Annotated in this window: 14 protein-coding genes and 1 tRNA gene; 8 read left to right on the top strand and 7 right to left on the bottom strand. The window is 66.8% G+C overall.

Going from position 1 to position 15,394, the window contains the following annotated elements; translation table 11 throughout:
* The first annotated feature begins 68 nt into the window (after nt 1-68).
* Complete coding sequence (locus tag FHS22_RS08955) at nt 69-488, top strand: VOC family protein (protein ID WP_184940047.1); 420 nt, start codon at nt 69-71, stop codon at nt 486-488.
* A gap of 323 nt (nt 489-811) precedes the next feature.
* Here the strand turns inward: FHS22_RS08955 and FHS22_RS08960 are convergent, their stop codons facing one another.
* The 5 genes from FHS22_RS08960 to FHS22_RS08980 all read right to left on the bottom strand — a co-directional run bounded on the left by FHS22_RS08960 (nt 812) and on the right by FHS22_RS08980 (nt 6,518).
* Nucleotides 812-1,771 carry an NAD(P)H-quinone oxidoreductase gene (locus tag FHS22_RS08960; RefSeq protein ID WP_184940048.1) on the bottom strand — a complete coding sequence of 320 codons (960 nt, stop codon included), beginning with the start codon at nt 1,769-1,771 and terminating at the stop codon, nt 812-814.
* 495 nt (nt 1,772-2,266) lie between these two features.
* On the bottom strand, nt 2,267-2,698 hold the full coding sequence (locus tag FHS22_RS08965; protein ID WP_221473407.1) for a hypothetical protein: 432 nt from the start codon (nt 2,696-2,698) through the stop codon (nt 2,267-2,269).
* Between the two features lie 470 nt (nt 2,699-3,168).
* On the bottom strand, nt 3,169-3,822 hold the full coding sequence (locus FHS22_RS08970; protein WP_184940050.1) for a hypothetical protein: 654 nt from the start codon (nt 3,820-3,822) through the stop codon (nt 3,169-3,171).
* Between the two features lie 42 nt (nt 3,823-3,864).
* Nucleotides 3,865-4,716: a 5'-methylthioadenosine/S-adenosylhomocysteine nucleosidase family protein gene (locus tag FHS22_RS08975; RefSeq protein WP_260407770.1), complete on the bottom strand. Its 852-nt coding sequence runs from the start codon at nt 4,714-4,716 to the stop codon at nt 3,865-3,867.
* A 35-nt stretch (nt 4,717-4,751) separates the two neighbouring features.
* Nucleotides 4,752-6,518 carry a hypothetical protein gene (locus FHS22_RS08980; RefSeq protein ID WP_184940053.1) on the bottom strand — a complete coding sequence of 589 codons (1,767 nt, stop codon included), beginning with the start codon at nt 6,516-6,518 and terminating at the stop codon, nt 4,752-4,754.
* Between the two features lie 143 nt (nt 6,519-6,661).
* On the opposite strand from FHS22_RS08980, the gene FHS22_RS08985 reads away from it, so the two are divergent.
* A complete protein-coding gene (locus FHS22_RS08985; protein ID WP_338047668.1) occupies nt 6,662-7,363 on the top strand; it encodes an NUDIX hydrolase in 702 nt (233 codons plus the stop codon).
* A 10-nt stretch (nt 7,364-7,373) separates the two neighbouring features.
* Here the strand turns inward: FHS22_RS08985 and FHS22_RS08990 are convergent, their stop codons facing one another.
* On the bottom strand, nt 7,374-8,810 hold the full coding sequence (locus FHS22_RS08990; protein ID WP_184940055.1) for a 5'-methylthioadenosine/S-adenosylhomocysteine nucleosidase: 1,437 nt from the start codon (nt 8,808-8,810) through the stop codon (nt 7,374-7,376).
* A gap of 217 nt (nt 8,811-9,027) precedes the next feature.
* Between FHS22_RS08990 and FHS22_RS08995 the strand changes: the two genes are divergently transcribed.
* Complete coding sequence (locus tag FHS22_RS08995) at nt 9,028-10,317, top strand: tyrosine-type recombinase/integrase (protein WP_184940056.1); 1,290 nt, start codon at nt 9,028-9,030, stop codon at nt 10,315-10,317.
* 73 nt (nt 10,318-10,390) lie between these two features.
* Here the strand turns inward: FHS22_RS08995 and FHS22_RS09000 are convergent.
* Nucleotides 10,391-10,464: transfer RNA gene (locus FHS22_RS09000), tRNA-Arg, on the bottom strand.
* Nucleotides 10,465-10,841: 377 nt separating this feature from the next.
* Here FHS22_RS09000 and FHS22_RS09005 point away from each other — a divergent pair.
* The 5 genes from FHS22_RS09005 (at nt 10,842) to FHS22_RS09025 (ending at nt 15,334) form a co-directional block, all read left to right on the top strand.
* Nucleotides 10,842-11,501 carry a PadR family transcriptional regulator gene (locus FHS22_RS09005; protein WP_184940058.1) on the top strand — a complete coding sequence of 220 codons (660 nt, stop codon included), beginning with the start codon at nt 10,842-10,844 and terminating at the stop codon, nt 11,499-11,501.
* Nucleotides 11,502-11,719: 218 nt separating this feature from the next.
* Entirely contained in the window at nt 11,720-12,673 is a 954-nt protein-coding gene (locus tag FHS22_RS09010; RefSeq protein ID WP_184940060.1) for an ATP-binding cassette domain-containing protein, read from the top strand.
* A complete protein-coding gene (locus FHS22_RS09015) occupies nt 12,670-13,491 on the top strand; it encodes an ABC transporter permease (RefSeq protein WP_221473408.1) in 822 nt (273 codons plus the stop codon). Before FHS22_RS09010 ends, FHS22_RS09015 begins: the two co-directional genes overlap by 4 nt.
* Before the next feature lie 63 nt (nt 13,492-13,554).
* Entirely contained in the window at nt 13,555-14,352 is a 798-nt protein-coding gene (locus tag FHS22_RS09020; protein ID WP_184940062.1) for a phosphotransferase, read from the top strand.
* Complete coding sequence (locus tag FHS22_RS09025; RefSeq protein WP_184940064.1) at nt 14,336-15,334, top strand: cobalamin biosynthesis protein; 999 nt, start codon at nt 14,336-14,338, stop codon at nt 15,332-15,334. Before FHS22_RS09020 ends, FHS22_RS09025 begins: the two co-directional genes overlap by 17 nt.
* Nucleotides 15,335-15,394: the final 60 nt, after the last annotated feature.

Here is a 15,394-nt window from a genome sequence, read left to right on the forward strand (position 1 = left end):
CTGGTCGTGGTGGTGGCGGCCGGAGATGGCAGGATGACGTGCCGGACGCCGGTTCCCAGGAGGAAGACATGCGGCAGCGACTCAATCTGATTCTGCTCGGTGTGCGCGATGTCGCCGCCTCGGTCGCGTTCTACCAGGAACTGGGCTGGCGAAGATCCACGGCAGGCTCGGACGAGTTCGCGTTGTTCGAGTTAGGTGGGGTCGCGGTCGCGTTTCAGTCCCGGGAAGCCTTCGCGGCCGACGCCGGTCTACCCGACCGTCAGCCGGGTGGCTTCGCCGGATTCGCCCTGGCATATGTGGCCCGCAGCGCCGAGGAGGTGTACCAGGTCATGGCCAAGGCCGCCGAGTTGGGCGCCACCGTCACCCGCCCGGCCGGCCCGAATCCCTGGGGACACAGCGGATACTTCGCCGATCCCGACGGGCACCTGTTCGAGGTGCTCTACGAAGACGGTTGGATCTTCGACGAACACGACGATCTGGTGCTCTGACCGCCTGTCCTTGAGGGCCGATCAGGGACGCCGGAAAAAGGCAACGCGGGCACGGATGAAGGCGTCCTCGACCTCGGCGGGCGTGGAGACCGGCAAGTCGGCGGTCGGCTGGGGCGCACGACCGGTGATCATGATGGGTTCCCGGCTCCCGGCTTCGGCTCGGTACCGAGAAGGGGACGGGCATGTGCAGGGAGATCTGGCCTTCGGTGACGACGTCGAACCGGATGGTCCTGGAGGAGTCGAGGCTGTCGTTCTTGAGGGCGGCCAGCAGGTCCACGAAGCCGAGCCGGCCGTGCCGGACGGGGCTGCCGACGGCGGTGGACCTACTCGTTGACCAGCAGGATCTTGCCGACGTGCTGGGAGTCCGCCATGAGCTGGTGCGCGCGGGCGGCCTGGGACATGGGCAGGACCTGGTCGATGATCGGCCGAACCGCACCGGCCTCGATCATGGGCCAGACGTGCTCCTGCAGCGCCGCGACGATCTCGGCCTTCTGCTCGCCGGACCGTGAACGCAACGTGGTGCCGAACACCGACTTCCGCTTGAAGACCAGCTCGACGAGATCGAGCCTGCCCTCGAAGCCGCCCTGCATGCCGATGATGACCAGCCGCCCGTCGAGGGCCAGGGACTGCACGTTGCGCTCCAGGTACTGCCCGCCGATGACGTCCAGGATCACGTCATAAGGGCCGAAGTCGGCGAAGTCCTCCCCGCGGTAGTCGATCGTCACCTCGGCGCCGAGCTCCCGCACACGAGCGGTCTTGTCGGCACCGCTCACGGTGGTGACGACGCGCGCCCCCAGCGCCTTGGCGATCTGGAGCGCCATCGTCCCGACCCCTCCGGCCCCGCCGTGCACGAGGAAGGTCTCGCCCTCGGCCAGCCGCGCGGTCATGACCACGTTGGACCACACCGTCGCCGCAGCCTCCGGCAGCGCTGCGGCTTCGACCAGTCCGACCCCCTTGGGTACGGCCAGCAGCTGCCCGGCGGGCACGGCGACTTTTTGCGCATACCCGCCGCCCGTCAGCAGCGCGCACACCTCCTGGCCCACCTGCCAGCCGCTCACCCCTTCGCCCAAGGCGCTGATCCGGCCCGACACCTCCAGCCCCGGATAGGGCGAGGCGCCCGGAGGCACGGGATACAGCCCCAGCCGCTGGGCGACATCGGCGCCGTTCAGCGCGGTGGCGACCACGTCGATGACCACCTCGCCGGTCGCGGGCGCCGGATCGTCGACCTCGGTCCACTCCAGCACCTCCGGGCCACCCGGCTCCTTGATCGTGATCGCTTTCATGGTGCTCGTCTCCTGTGTCGGCGGGAGGTTCTCGGGCGAAGCCTGGGCGACAGGTCTCCCGAAACCAATGTTTACAGTGCTTATATTAGCCCCAAGTATGCAGTGCAAACATTTGTCCGGGAGGATCGGTCGGCTCAGGTCGGTCACCAACCGGCTGTACCGCTTCGAAAATCGCCGTAGGGTGCTTGACCTGCGGGTCGATCTGAGGCTGCGATGCGGGTGAGGCCGGCCGAGTGCGAGCGCCGGCACGCGCCCAAGCGCGTTTGTGGGCGACTGTGCTGCCGCGTAGCCGCAAGCCCTGACGTGTCTACTGAACCGAGGCAACTCCCAAGGACTGGTACAACCTGCATCGGCTGCACAGCAGTCTGGGCTACGTCAGCCCTGCCGCTTACGAGGCCGCTGTCGCGGCCTGACCACCACACCAAAGGTGTCCGTTAAAGCGGAACAAGCTCAGGGTCTCGGTTCGCACCGGACCCTTCGCCGTGCATGGATCGATCACCGTTCGTAGAGGCGGTGGTACCACCATCCGTTGAAGGCTCCCGGCCACCGGCATGGTCGGGGGTCGGGGAGAGTACGGCGGTAGAACTCCTCGTCCAGTCTCGTCACGAGCCGCGAGAACTCCGCCCTGGCCGAGTGCCGGAGGCGCCGCAGGGCGTATTCCAGGGTGTCGCGGGCCTCTGTCGGATCGCAGCAGGGGCAGTCGGGTTCGGGCAGGTAGAGGTAGCGGCCGGGCCGGCGGAGGAACCGTCGATACTCGACGAAGGCCGCCGTGACGGACCCGGGTCCCAGATAGCGGTTCTGGAGTTCGATGCGGGCGATGGCCGCACTGGTCCGGCTGGACAGGCCGGGAATCCTGGAAGCTGGGCGGTACCTTCGGCGGTCCGCCCACGGGTGTACGCGCAGGGCGCCGGGCCGTCTACGCGGCATCGGCCTTTCTGATCGTCATGGTCTAGATGGTGCCATACCGGGATGTCACGGACCATGCCTGCGAAGGCCCGGAATGGTTCCGCGCAGTGCCGGAACCCCCGGCGCCACCGGGGAAAGCGGGGCCGCGGGAATTCCGCGACCAGTGGCGTACGGCTGCCTGCGGCGGCAGGGGAGGCCCGGGCCGGTGACATGGAAAAGACCAGGTCAGACAGCGAATGACCTGGTCTCGGTTGCGCGCCCTGCAGGATTCGAACCTGCGACCGTCGGATTAGAAGAAAGATCATCTATGTGTTCGTCATGACTGTTCTGGGGTTCTGGCTGTCGCTTGATGATGTTTCGTCTCCGATCTATTCGGATTTGCTGCCGGGTTGTGCCCGGCGCTAATGATGGATTCCGGGGCATGCGAGCACACACCGAGCGCGTTGGACACGGCATTCGGATTTCCCGGGTGCGTGCATGATGTTCTGTGATCACTCTGCTGGGCGACTGTGGTCCCAGGCAGTCGCGAACAGGAGTAATGCGTAGTCGTACATCAAGCCAGGGCGGCGTGCGACAACGCATGGGGAGTTGCGACCGTGTTCTGTCTGCCGGTACATGGTCAGGTAGGCGACGTTGTCGGTGATGACGATGCGATGCACGTTGGGCAGGTTATAGAACCTCAGCAAGACGTTTTCGTGATGGCGCGCCACCTCACTCACATACGCGGCATTGGTGCGTACCTGTTCAGTGAGTAGCCCAGGGGAGAAACCCAAATCCACACGACGTATCTCCGCCTCTCGTCTGGCGAGCCAGGAGTCAGAGCCGAGATCGACATCGGGCAGGAGGACCTGGACAGATTCCAATCGCCTGCCCGCATCCTCCCAGACGCTGGCGAACCCATCGCGTGTCAGCTCGTTGCCGCGTCCCGCCAGAACGCGTACCCATCGTGCGCGCGCCAACTCGGCCGCCAGCTGCTGAGCGGCCAGTCGTTGGCGCGGAAAGACGTATCGGACTCCTAAACCAGTCACTCGGGACAGGAGCGCGACTGGCCATTGGCGGGAACGCGTGGAGAATGCCCAGCTTCCCGCGATGGTGAGCGCGGTCGCCAGAAGAGAACTCACCACCCCAAGCACGAACGCATCCACGCCTGTCTCCTTCGTTGAAGGCCGGATAAGGGAGCTGAAGTCTCACACCCTGTCGACTCGGAGATAGGGAAGCAGGTTGCGTAGGACCGTTGCCGCGTGTCGGGCGGCGATATCGTGGTAATCGTCGTTCTTGCGCGGACTGGCGTCATCGGAAATTCCGCGCACGACAATCCAGCCACGTACGGCCTGAGACCCGTCCTGCTCATGAAATGCCTGGGTGAGGCCACCAGCCTCCATGTCAACGGCGAGGATCTTGTCGTTGAAGGCTTTCAGGTATCGGATGATTTCCGACTCCGCATCCGCGATCACGGCGTCACCCGATCCGATCGGTCCAGCGTGCACTCGGTAGTCACGTGTGACGCCTTCGTCGTCGGTGATCTGGAATCTGGCCGGCTCACCGTAATCGGTGAAAAAAGAGTTGATGGCATGACCGACCGCGGATGGGGCTTCTCGCTCCTCACCTCTGCGCTTTCGCCCCTCTGGAGTCTCCTTGCGCAGGTCGTAGTAGACGACTCTGGTGGTCACGACGACATCGCCGAGAGCGGTGTCAGCGTGGATGCCACCACCGATCCCGGCCAGCACAATGATGGCCGGGTTGTAGTGCCGCCGTAAGTGGTCGAAGGCCACGACGGTTGATCGCTGCCCCTGAGACAGGGCACGGATAGCGGCGACTCGAGTGACGGTACCCCGGACGTTCACGGTTCCCTCGAAGAAGGGAAGATCGCCGGTCTGGGCGCGCTGCAGGTCCAGTACTGCGTGAACCGCGCTCGCCTCCTTGCCGAGGATGGTGATCACTCCTACGTCGGCGCGTCTGGCGTGCAATCTCTTCTCTTGGTCACTTGCCGCTACGGTAACTTTCGCTCCGTGCCCGACCGCGGACTGGCTGATCTCCATGGATCCTCCGTAATTAGCGATGCCACTGTTGCCGCTCATTGCTGGTCTCCTTCATTTGTCGGAGCCTGTCCACTGCTCGTGTCGGACTCGCGAGTGTCTGCGCGGACCTGTGCGTTGGTACCTACCGCAGACTGTTTGATCTCGGTCTTCCCGCCCATGTTGAGCACGCCTGTGTTGATGATGCTGGTTGCCCTCTTCTTGAACGTGGAGGTGTCGATCTCTCGGGATTCGAGGAAGTCCTCGGTGGCCTTGAGCAGACGCTGTTCGATGAGCTTCATATGGTCATGAATCGTGACCTCGTCCAGTTGTGCGTGCTTCCATGGCGTGGATTTCTCCTCGCGGATGCTCACTTGGGCACCGATGGCCATCCCGCGTCGAGGTTTGAGCATGCGATTTTTGCGGGCGCGCACAGCACCGATCAGGAGTAGGGGAGCTTCGGTGAGCCGCCATACGTCTGAGACTTCGGTAGGAAGGCTGAACAGTCCGCGCACCGTAGAGCGGATGACTGCGCTTGCGCCGCTCTCCGCGAAGCCGTTGAGCCACTGGTACTCGACGGGAGTGCGAGTCAGCGCGCAGGCGGCGAAATCGAGGCTGAGCGCTCGCCCCTTGACGGTTACTCGGAGGAAGACCGTGGTGACCAATTCACCGGTGGCGCTGGTGCTGATTTCCAGGAAGTGGTGAGATGTGTTGTAGGGATCGTCGATGGTCTTGTCGATCTCGCTCTGGCTCGGACGTTTCCTGAGCCACTCAGGGTGGGGCGGCACATCGGCTTCGGCGATATACAGCCGATCGTTGATTCTGAACCCGCGCAGCCCGTTTGGATCGTCGGGGTCCCCCATGGGTGTCATGGCCTTGTGCAGGTGAGCGATGAGTTCGTGAGCCTGGAAACGCGGTGTCGCGTGCTCCAGCTCCTCCATGGGCGTGTGCCCAGTGGGATTGTCTCTGGCGTTGAGTGATCGGAAGAGCTGGATGGTCAGTGGAGGAAGCCATCGGTGCACGAGTTCGCCGCTTCCTACGAACGGGCTCTGGTCTTCGTCAAGCAGTTCGAAGGTGAAGTCTCCTGGTTGCGTTTCAGGCTCTAGTGGCGAGGGTCTGCGATAGACCACATAAGGATGGGATTGCTGATCGTCGATCGTTTGTTGGCGAAGGGTGAGCTTCCGCGGCCGCAGCGACGCCGCCCGATGCATGTGATTGAGACACCACTGCTGAACCGCGTGCCTGCCCCCCACCACGATGACGAGCAGCGACACGAGGAGCACCGTCGACTGCGTCATCTCGCTCAGTGGAACGCGGGAGAACCCGGCGACCATGAAGGGCATCAGGGACAGGACGGCGCATCCGAAGCCGCTGAGACGGAGAAGGCGTGTGTGCTGCCGTAGTTCGTCTGATTCACTTCTCCACCGTGTTCGCCGCAGCCATCTGTCCATCGCGGCCTTGGCGTGGAGCGGAAGCACGACTCGAGTGCTCCTGGCCGCCAGACGGAAGAGGTACCAGAATCCGAGTCCGCTGACACCGGTGAGCGCGGCCGGCGGGTTGGTGGCGAAGCCGATTGCGAGTACTGCCAGGACGCATAGATGCTGTGCCGTCTCCAGGAACCATGCCCGCCATGCGTGCCTGACGACGGGGACGAGGTCGAAGCCGTAGGACGGAGCGACTAGGCGGCTCGTGTCGTTGTGCACGTGGCGAAGAATGACGCGGCGAAAGTCGCGGTCGCGGTACGTGCCCGCGCACAGGTGTCGAGTGGAGGCATCTTCTCTGAAGGCGCCGCCGTGCTCATCTCGCGCCACCCAGGATCGGACCATGCCGTCCTCCTAGCCCAATTCAGGTCTAACTGACCATAAGCCGCCTACCGTTTTGAGTCAAGGTGACCTTTAGCTAGAGTGGCCTGGTGGTGGAAAGATCCGGTCGACGCCCAGCCGCGCCGGTTACTGTGACAGTGGATCTCGTGATCTTCACCGTCCGGCAGGACCAGCTCCAGGTTCTGCTGGTCGAACGCGGCAATGAGCCATATCGGGGATCCGCTGCTTTGCCCGGAGGCTTCGTCCGCGACGGTGAAACCTTGGATGAGGCAGCACTACGAGAGCTCTTGGAGGAGACTGCGCTCGACGGACGCAGACTGCATCTGGAGCAGTTGCACGCTTACAGCGATCCGGAACGCGATCCGCGAGGCAGGGTCATCACGGTGGCATATCTGGCGCTCGGATCTGACCTGCCGTTCCCGGCTGCTGGCACGGATGCCGCGAGAGCGTACTGGACGCCGATCTCATCCGCCCTGGATGGCGGCATGGCGTTGGCCTTCGACCATGCAGCGATACTGCGCGACGGACTGGAAAGAGCGAGATCACAGCTTGAACATACGACGGTGGCGGCGGCTTTCTGCCCCGAACCGTTCACCGTCGGCGATTTGCGTCGCATCTATGAAGCCGTGTGGGGATTCAAGCTCGATCCCAGCAACTTCCGTAGAAAGATGACCCGAGCAGAAGGGTTTCTCGAGCCCACGGGGGAGCGCCGCTTTCCTGAAGTTGGTCGCCCCGCAGCCCTCTATCGGAGAGGGTCCGCGTCGCTGTTGATACCGCCGTTGCTGCGATCGAGCGAGATTCCCCCCCTTTCAAATGATCAATCATCTATGGGAGTCAGGATAGTGTAGTAAGAACGAATCACCGACCTATCCTGCGAAAGGCTTGTAGTAGCCGAGCGCACATTTCTTCGGCAATATCTTGAGGGTTAGAAGCGAGGTGCGGGAAAGGGAGGACATCGTCGGCCGGTACGCGTACGGGTGTCGATGATATCCGAAGGGGGGCGCTCGTCCGGGGAAGGTCCGAGACGCGGCCTTCCGCGATTGCGAAGGTGCGTGTGAGGCCAACCGCGACGCCTACCTCCATGGAAATCGGCACCTCCACTTTGGCAAGTAGCGTCAGCAGGGCTGTCAAGCGGCCGACGAGGTCTATCGGGTCGAGCACAGCACCCAGCATGTCCTTCGGTAGCGATTGCCAGGCGGAGCGCTGACCATCACGAGTGACCGCCAGTCCGCTTCCGGACGGTGCGATGACCATTGCGGGATCCTCAATCCTCAATCCCTCAGCTACTGCGAATAGTTGCTCTGCTCGACCCAAGGCCGCAAGTTCGTTGTTGAGTGCGCTCAGCCTCCGGGCCTCCATCCGTAGGGTTTGATCGGCTGGAATGACGTGCAGTTCTATTGCGGCTGACATGCTTGAGTTCCCGAGGTTGAGTTCGGATAGCCAGAAGGTCGGTAAGGCTTCGTCCAGTGGCCTCCAGGTGGCCTTACCGTTCATTTCGGAGTTTGATCCGGAATTATGTACCGGAGAGTTCGAGCGCATGGCATCCTCGGCTTCTGCCAGGTCTTTGAGGAATGCAGTGGCGAAAGCGGCGGCATGGGATGCCGCCTGAGGTTGGAGTCCTTTTGCATCGCTGAGATGTTTCTCCCCGTCGGCCTTATCGCTGATCCCCCGAATTGTAAGGACAGGTAGCGACGTGTTGAGGTGCGCTGCGATTCCAGCGCCAGCGCTTTCCATCTCAATGGCCGCCGCATCGTCATAGTTCTTCCGTAGCTGGACGGCGAGCGTTGAGCTACGAGAATTGAGTACAACCTCGCCCGCCGCGATCGGCTTGAAATGCACTTTCGGATTAGCTGGTGAGGGTAGGAGAGTTGCCCACTCACCTCGCACATCTACCATCCGTGCCACTTGTTCCAAAAAGTGTGCTGCACCCCAGCCGCGCGGCCTTGCCCGAAACTCCTCACTCTCCTCTTTCCCGCCGTGATAGCCGTGCACCCACGTCGCCACCACGACATCACCGAGGTCGATGTCGTCCTTGAGGCCTCCAGCAATGCCAACGACGAGCAACGCTCGCGGATTAAACGAGGTGATGGCTCGTTCAGCTAATACCGCAGTGTTCACATTCCCCTCGCCTGCCAGCATTATCACTACCTGCCAGGGTGTCCCGGGTATCATTCCCGTTTCGAAGGATGTGCCCTCCAGGTGCCATTGCTGCCGGAGGTCCATAAGTCGTGCGCGCATAGCCTTGTACTCCAGATTCATAGGAGTGATCACGACCACGGTTTTGTCCTTGCGCACACTTCACCTGCTCTTCAGCGAGTGCCTAGGGGCCGCTAACTATCCTCTCATCGGGAAGCGGCCCCTTGCGCCGTTGCGATGGTGGGTTTGACATCTTCCGCAGCAGGCGAAGCAGGGGGAATGGTAGGTAATGGGTGCTAGAGTTCGATTTTTCGTCGACTTCTGGCCTGGTTGAGGCGCCTGGCGCGATGCACATTGAAGGTGCGGAGGCGAGCAGATGGCAAAGAACCACGTGAAGGTCAGCAGGCGATGCGGCTGTGTCGAATCCCGCACCGGACGCCAGCGCGGGGCGAACTGTCCACGTCTGCTGCAGGACGACGATCACGGCAGCTGGTACTTCGCGGTTCGGATACGGGGCCTGGACGGAGAGCGGCAGCGGGTCCGCCAGGGCGGGCATGTCGACCGTGAGGAAGCGGAGGCCGCCGGCAGAGCCTTGATCGCCGCCGACGGCGATGTCATGGGCGCCGGATGCACGGTGGGCCAGTGGTTGGCGCGGTGGCTGACGACCAAGACCGCTGCGCGGCCGTCGACCCGGCAGGGATATGCCACCCACCTCCGTCTTCACCTCATTCCGCACGTGGGCCGGATCCGCCTGCGGGCGCTGACGGTCCGGGACGTCAGCGGGATGCTCGCGGCCCTGGGGGCGCATCGCTCACCGGCGGGACACCGGTTGTCGCCGGCGACCGTGGTGCGCATCCACGCCACGTTGCGGGCCGCGTTGAACGCGGCGGTGCGGGCCGGGCTGATTCCGACCAATCCCGCCACCGGAGCCGAGCTCCATCGACCCCGGCGGCCGCATCCGGTGGTGTGGACCGCGGGGCGGACGGCTCGGTGGCGGCAGGAGGGGGAGCGTCCGGCGGTGGCGGTCTGGACCAAACGACAGCTTGCGATCTTCCTGACCGGAGTGGCGCAGGATCACCTGTACGCCGCCTGGTGGCTGGCCGCGCTGCGCGGCCTGCGGCGCGGGGAGGTGGCTGGGCTGCGTTGGACGGACGTCGAGCTGGAGGCCGCGGAGTTGACCGTGGCTCAGCAGCGGGTGCACGCCGAAGGCCGGGTGGTGGTGTGCCCGCCCAAAAGCGCCGCCAGTTGCCGGGTGGTGGCCCTGGACAAGGAGACGGTGCGGGTGCTGACCTGTCACCGGGAGCGCCAGGAGCAGCAGGGCGAGGCCGCGGGACCGCGCTGGAAGGAATCGGGGTATGTATTCACCACGACCGAGGGGGCACCGTTGCGGCCGGACTACCTCACGGGTCGGTTCCGCAGACTGGTGACGGCCTCGGGGCTTCCCCCGATCCGGCTGCACGATCTGCGGCACGGCGCCGCGACACTGGTGCTGGCGGCGCACACCGATCTCAAGGTGGTCCAGGCGATGCTCGGGCATGCCAGCATCGTGCTCACCGCCGACACCTATGTCTCGGTGCTACCGGTGATCGCCCACGAGGCGGCTCAGGAGACGGCTCGGCTGGTGCTGACCGCCGCGGCGGCTCTCGGCCGTGATCGGAGAGTCTGACTCACATCTGCCCCAGGCCAGCCCCACATCGTGGCGGTTTGCGGGCACGGCGAAAGTTTCCGCAGGTCAAAAGCGCGCCCTGCAGGATTCGAACCTGCGACCGTCGGATTAGAAGTCCGGTGCTCTATCCAGCTGAGCTAAGGGCGCTCCTGCCTAATTGTGCATGATCCTGGGAGTGCCCATGCATCGGTTTTCCTTCCGTGTCGCCCGGAGCGGGCCGGTGTCCCGCCGACCGGTGCGCTCTCCGGCCGGGCGGGTGGCATCCGCGCTGGTCAACCGGGTCCGCCTCCGTACGGCTCCGCCGTTCTGTGGAACGTGACCAGGATCACTCCTCACGACCGGCCCCGGTGATCCGGCAGGGATGCGGCCGGCGGCCGCCGCCGGGTGCGGCGGCGAGGAAGGTCGCTGAGACCTCGGCGGAGGACCGGTGCGGCATCGGATTTTCGAGAAGCACCGGAATGGGTCTTGCGATGCATCGCAAGTTGCCGAATACTCGAAATCGAGTATTCGAGGGGAAGTGGCTCATGACGCGCGGACGCGGCAATCCGCTGGCGCTGGCGGTGCTGGCGCTCCTGTTCGAGCGGCCGATGCATCCCTACGAGATGGCCTCGACCATGCGCGCCCGGCGCAAGGAGGAGAGCATCAAGCTCAACTACGGCTCGCTGTACTCGGTCGTGGAGAGCCTGGTGAAGCGTGGCCTGATCGAGGCGACGGAGGTCGTCCGCGAGGGCAGGCGGCCCGAGCGGACCGTCTACACGATCACGGAACCGGGCAGGCTGGAACTGTACGACTGGCTCAGCGAGCTGATCAGCATGCCTGCGAGGGAGTACACCTCCTTCGAGGCGGGGTTGTCGCTGATCGGGGTGCTCTCGCCCGACGACGTGATGAGCCTGCTGGAGGAGCGCGTGCTCCGGCTGGAGCAGCAGCTCCACATGGAGGAGGCGCTGCGGGAGCTGGCGGCCAAGCATGACTTTCCCCGCCTGCTTCTCATCGAGGGGGAGTATGTGATGATGCTCCGCCGGGCTGAGCTCGGCTGGGTGAGAGGCCTGCTCGACGAGCTCCGCGAGGGCACACTCGAGGGGCTGGACGACTGGCGGGTCTGGCACGAGCGGTGCGTCGCGCGCACCGGGCCGTCCGTGCCCGGAGCGCCGGGCGGTGACGATTCGGAGGCACCCTTTCCCTGATGCGCAGAGTTCCCTGACACGCATGAGGCCCCCGGCGGGTGCGGCAACACCGCGCCGGGGGCCGGAAGGTCCCGCTCGGAGGCGGAACCCGGCCTCGTGACAAGGCGGTTCCACGATACGGCTCCGCGCCCGTCCCGGAAAACGGCGGGCGGACCGTCCGCGGAACGGCGCCAGACGCCGGCTCGCGCCTCCGCACATCCCGATGTGGAGGAAACACGATGCACCATGCCATCCAGGCGGAGCGCCTGGTCAAGACGTACGGCAAGGTCCGCGCGCTGGACGGGCTGAGCTTCGAGGTGCCGACAGGCACGATCTTCGGGCTCCTCGGTCCCAACGGCGCGGGCAAGTCGACCGCGGTGAGGATCCTCACCACCCTGTCGCGGCCCGACGACGGGACCGCCACCGTCGCAGGCCTCGATGTCATGAGAAGTCAGGATCAGGTGCGGCTGGCGATCGGCTGCGTCACGCAGAAGATCAGCGTGGACCCCGCCACGACCGGCCGGGAGAACCTGGTCCTGCACGGCGCCCTGTACGGCCTGCCCCGCCGCGACCTGCGGCGGCGTACCGACGAGCTCCTGGCCAGGTTCGGCCTCGCCGAGGCCGCCGACCGCCCCGCCCGCACCTACTCCGGCGGTATGCAGCGCAAGCTCGACGTCGCCATGGGCCTCATCCACCGCCCGCGGGTGCTCTTCCTCGACGAGCCGACCACCGGCCTGGACCCGGAGGCCCGGGCCGCGCTGTGGGCGGAGATCGCCGGACTGGCCGCCGACGAGGGGCTGACGATCCTGCTCACCACGCACTACCTGGAGGAGGCCGACCGGCTCGCCGCCACGCTGGCGATCGTGGACCGGGGCAGGGTCGTGGCCGCCGGCAGCCCGGACGCGCTCAAGAACGAGCTGCGCGGCGATGCGATCGTGGCCGATCTCGCCGGTACCGAGAGCCTCGCGGAGGCCGAGCGGGCGCTGGGCCGTGTCCCGGGCGCGCGGGAGGTCACCGTGTCGGGGCGGCGCCTGCGGGCCCGGGTCGACGACGGGGCGGCGGCCGTACCGCTCGTGCTGGCCGCGCTGGACGCGGCGGGGGTGAGGGTCGGGGCGATCACCGTGGCCCGGCCCTCGCTGGACGACGTCTACCTGCGCCACACGGGCCGGACCTTCGAGGAGGAGGCGGCATGACGACCATGACCGTGCCACGGGGCGGGACCGCCGTCCGGGCGAAGGGCTCCCTCCTCGCCCACTCCTGGCACTTCACCGCCCAGTCGGTCAAGGTGCTCTGGCGTCAGCCGGTCTACATGCTGTTCATGCTGGTTCAGCCGATGATCTGGCTGCTCATGTTCGGCCAGCTCTTCCAACGGGTCGTCGAACTCCCCGGCTTCGCGGGGATCAACTACACCGACTTCCTCGTCCCGGGAGTGGTCGTGATGAACGCGATCTTCACCGGGGCGTGGAGCGGCGTCGCCTTCGTCGAGATGATGGAGCGGGGGATCATGGACCGGATGCTCACCACCCCGGTCCGGCGGGGTGCGATCATCATCGGCTCGCTCGCCTACCACGGTCTCTCCCTGCTCGTGCAGGGGGTCATCGTGATCACGGTCGGCCGGCTGGCCGGAGCGGACTACCCCGGCGGGCCGTCCGGGATCCTCGTCACCCTCCTGGCGTCGACGCTGCTGATCGCGGCGTTCTGCTCGATGTCGAACGCGTTCGGGCTGCTGCTGCGGACCAGGGAGGCGCTGATCGGGCTCTCGCAGTTCCTGACGCTGCCGCTGATGTTCCTCTCCAGTGCGATCATGGCCCAGCAGGCGGCCCCGGACTGGATCCGGACCCTCTCGGCCTACAACCCGGTGGACTGGGCGGTCGTCGCCTCCCGCGAGGCCCTGTCCGCCTCGCCCGACTGGGGGACGGTCTGGGGCCGCCTCGGCGCCCTGGCCGCCGTCGCGCTCGTCCTGGGATACCTGGGCACCCGGGCCTTCGGCTCCTACCAGAAGTCCCTGTAAGGGACATACCGGTCCGCCCGAACGGTCACGACCACCGGGCGGACCGGTCTAGGCTCAATTGGCATGTTCGTCGCCACGGTCCACGAGGAGATCCCCCTGCTGGGCGGTGACGTGACGGACGGGGTGATGCGCGTCGGCGACACCGTGCGCAGGCCGACCCGTCCGTCCACGCCGTCCGTGCACGCGCTGCTCCGGCATCTGGAGGCGCAGGGCTTCGACGGCGCTCCCCGGGTGGTGGGCCTCGACGAGCAGGGCCGGGAGGTCCTGACCTACCTGGAGGGCGAGTCCGGTCTCCGCCCGCTCCCGGCGTACGCGGTGACCGACGAGGCGCTGGCCGCCCTCGCCGGGCTGCTGCGCCGCTTCCACGACGCCGCCGCGTCCTTCCTGCCGCCCCGGCAGGCGGTCTGGGAGAACGGCTCCAACGACGACCGGGCCCCCGAGCTGGTCGGGCACTGCGACGTCAACCTCGACAACGTGATCTTCCGCGACGGCCTGCCGTACGCGTTCATCGACTTCGACCTGGCCCGGCCGACGACCCGGCTCTTCGACGTCGTGACCACCCTGCGCCACTGGGCGCCCCTGGCCGACCCGGTGGACCTGGACCCCCTCCAGCGCGACCTGCCCGTCGGCCCCCGGCTGCGGCTGTTCTGCGACGCGTACGGCCTCGCGCCCCGCGACCGCCGCCGCCTCCTCGACCTGGCCCGGCTGCGCTTCAGCCGCTCCTACATCGCCATGCGCACCAGGGCCGCCTCCGGAGGCGGCTGGGCCCGCATGTGGGCCGAGGGCGCCGGGACGCGCATCCGCCGGGCCGGGGCCTGGCTCGACATCCACCAGGATGAGCTCCATGCCCATCTCGTCTAGGAACGTCCGTCCCGGACCCGGCCGCTCCGGCGCCGGTCCGTCCGGTTACGCCCACGCCCTCGGGATGCTCGCCGGGGTCGCCCTCGACGCGCTCCTCGCCGACCCGCGCCGCGGGCACCCGGTCGCGCTGTTCGGCCGGGCCGCCGCCGCCCTGGAGAAGAGGCTGTACGGCGACGCCCGCGCCAACGGCGCCGCCCACGTCGCACTCTGCGTCGGCTCCGCGGCGCTGCTCGGCGTCGCCGCGGGCCGGGTCCGGCACCCGCTCGCCCGGGGCGCGGTGAGCGCCGTGGCGACCTGGTCGGTGCTGGGCGGGACCACGCTCGGCCGCGAGGGCGCGGCCATGGCGGCCTTCCTGGAGTCCGGAGACCTGGCCGGGGCGCGCGGGCGGCTGCCGCACCTGTGCGGCCGGGACCCGTCCCACCTGGAGGAGGCCGGGCTCGCCAGGGCGACGGTCGAGTCGATTGCGGAGAACACCTCCGACGCCGTGGTCGCGCCGCTGCTGTGGGGCGCGGTGGCCGGGGTGCCGGGGCTGCTGGCCTACCGGGCGGTCAACACGCTCGACGCCATGGTCGGCCACCGCGACGCCCGCTACACGCGGTTCGGCTGGGCCGCCGCCCGCCTCGACGACGTCGCCAACGCCGTGCCGGCCCGGCTCACCGGCCTGCTCACCGTCCTCGCCGCCCCCGTCGCGGGCGGCTCGGCGAGACGGGCGGCGGCCGTGCTGCGCCGGGACGGCCACCGCCACCCCAGTCCCAACGCGGGCCGGTGCGAGGCGGCGTTCGCCGGGGCGCTGGACGTCACGCTCGGCGGCACGAACGTCTACGGCAGCCGCGTCGAGCACCGGCCGGAGATGGGCGACGGGCGCAAGCCGGAGGTACGGGACATCCGGCGTTCGGTGCGGCTGGCGCGCGCGGTAGGGTTCGCCGCTGCGGGACTCGCCGTCCTCGTCGCGCTCGGCGTGCGCGACCGCCGCCCGGCATGAGGGACCGCCGCTCGGCGTGAGGGACGGCGCTCCGCACGGACGACGGGTCACGGCGGTGCG

The sequence above is a fragment of the Thiemannella venezuelensis genome (assembly GCF_014203605.1).
GTDB classification, from domain to species: Bacteria; Actinomycetota; Actinomycetes; order Streptosporangiales; family Streptosporangiaceae; genus Planomonospora_A; species Planomonospora_A venezuelensis.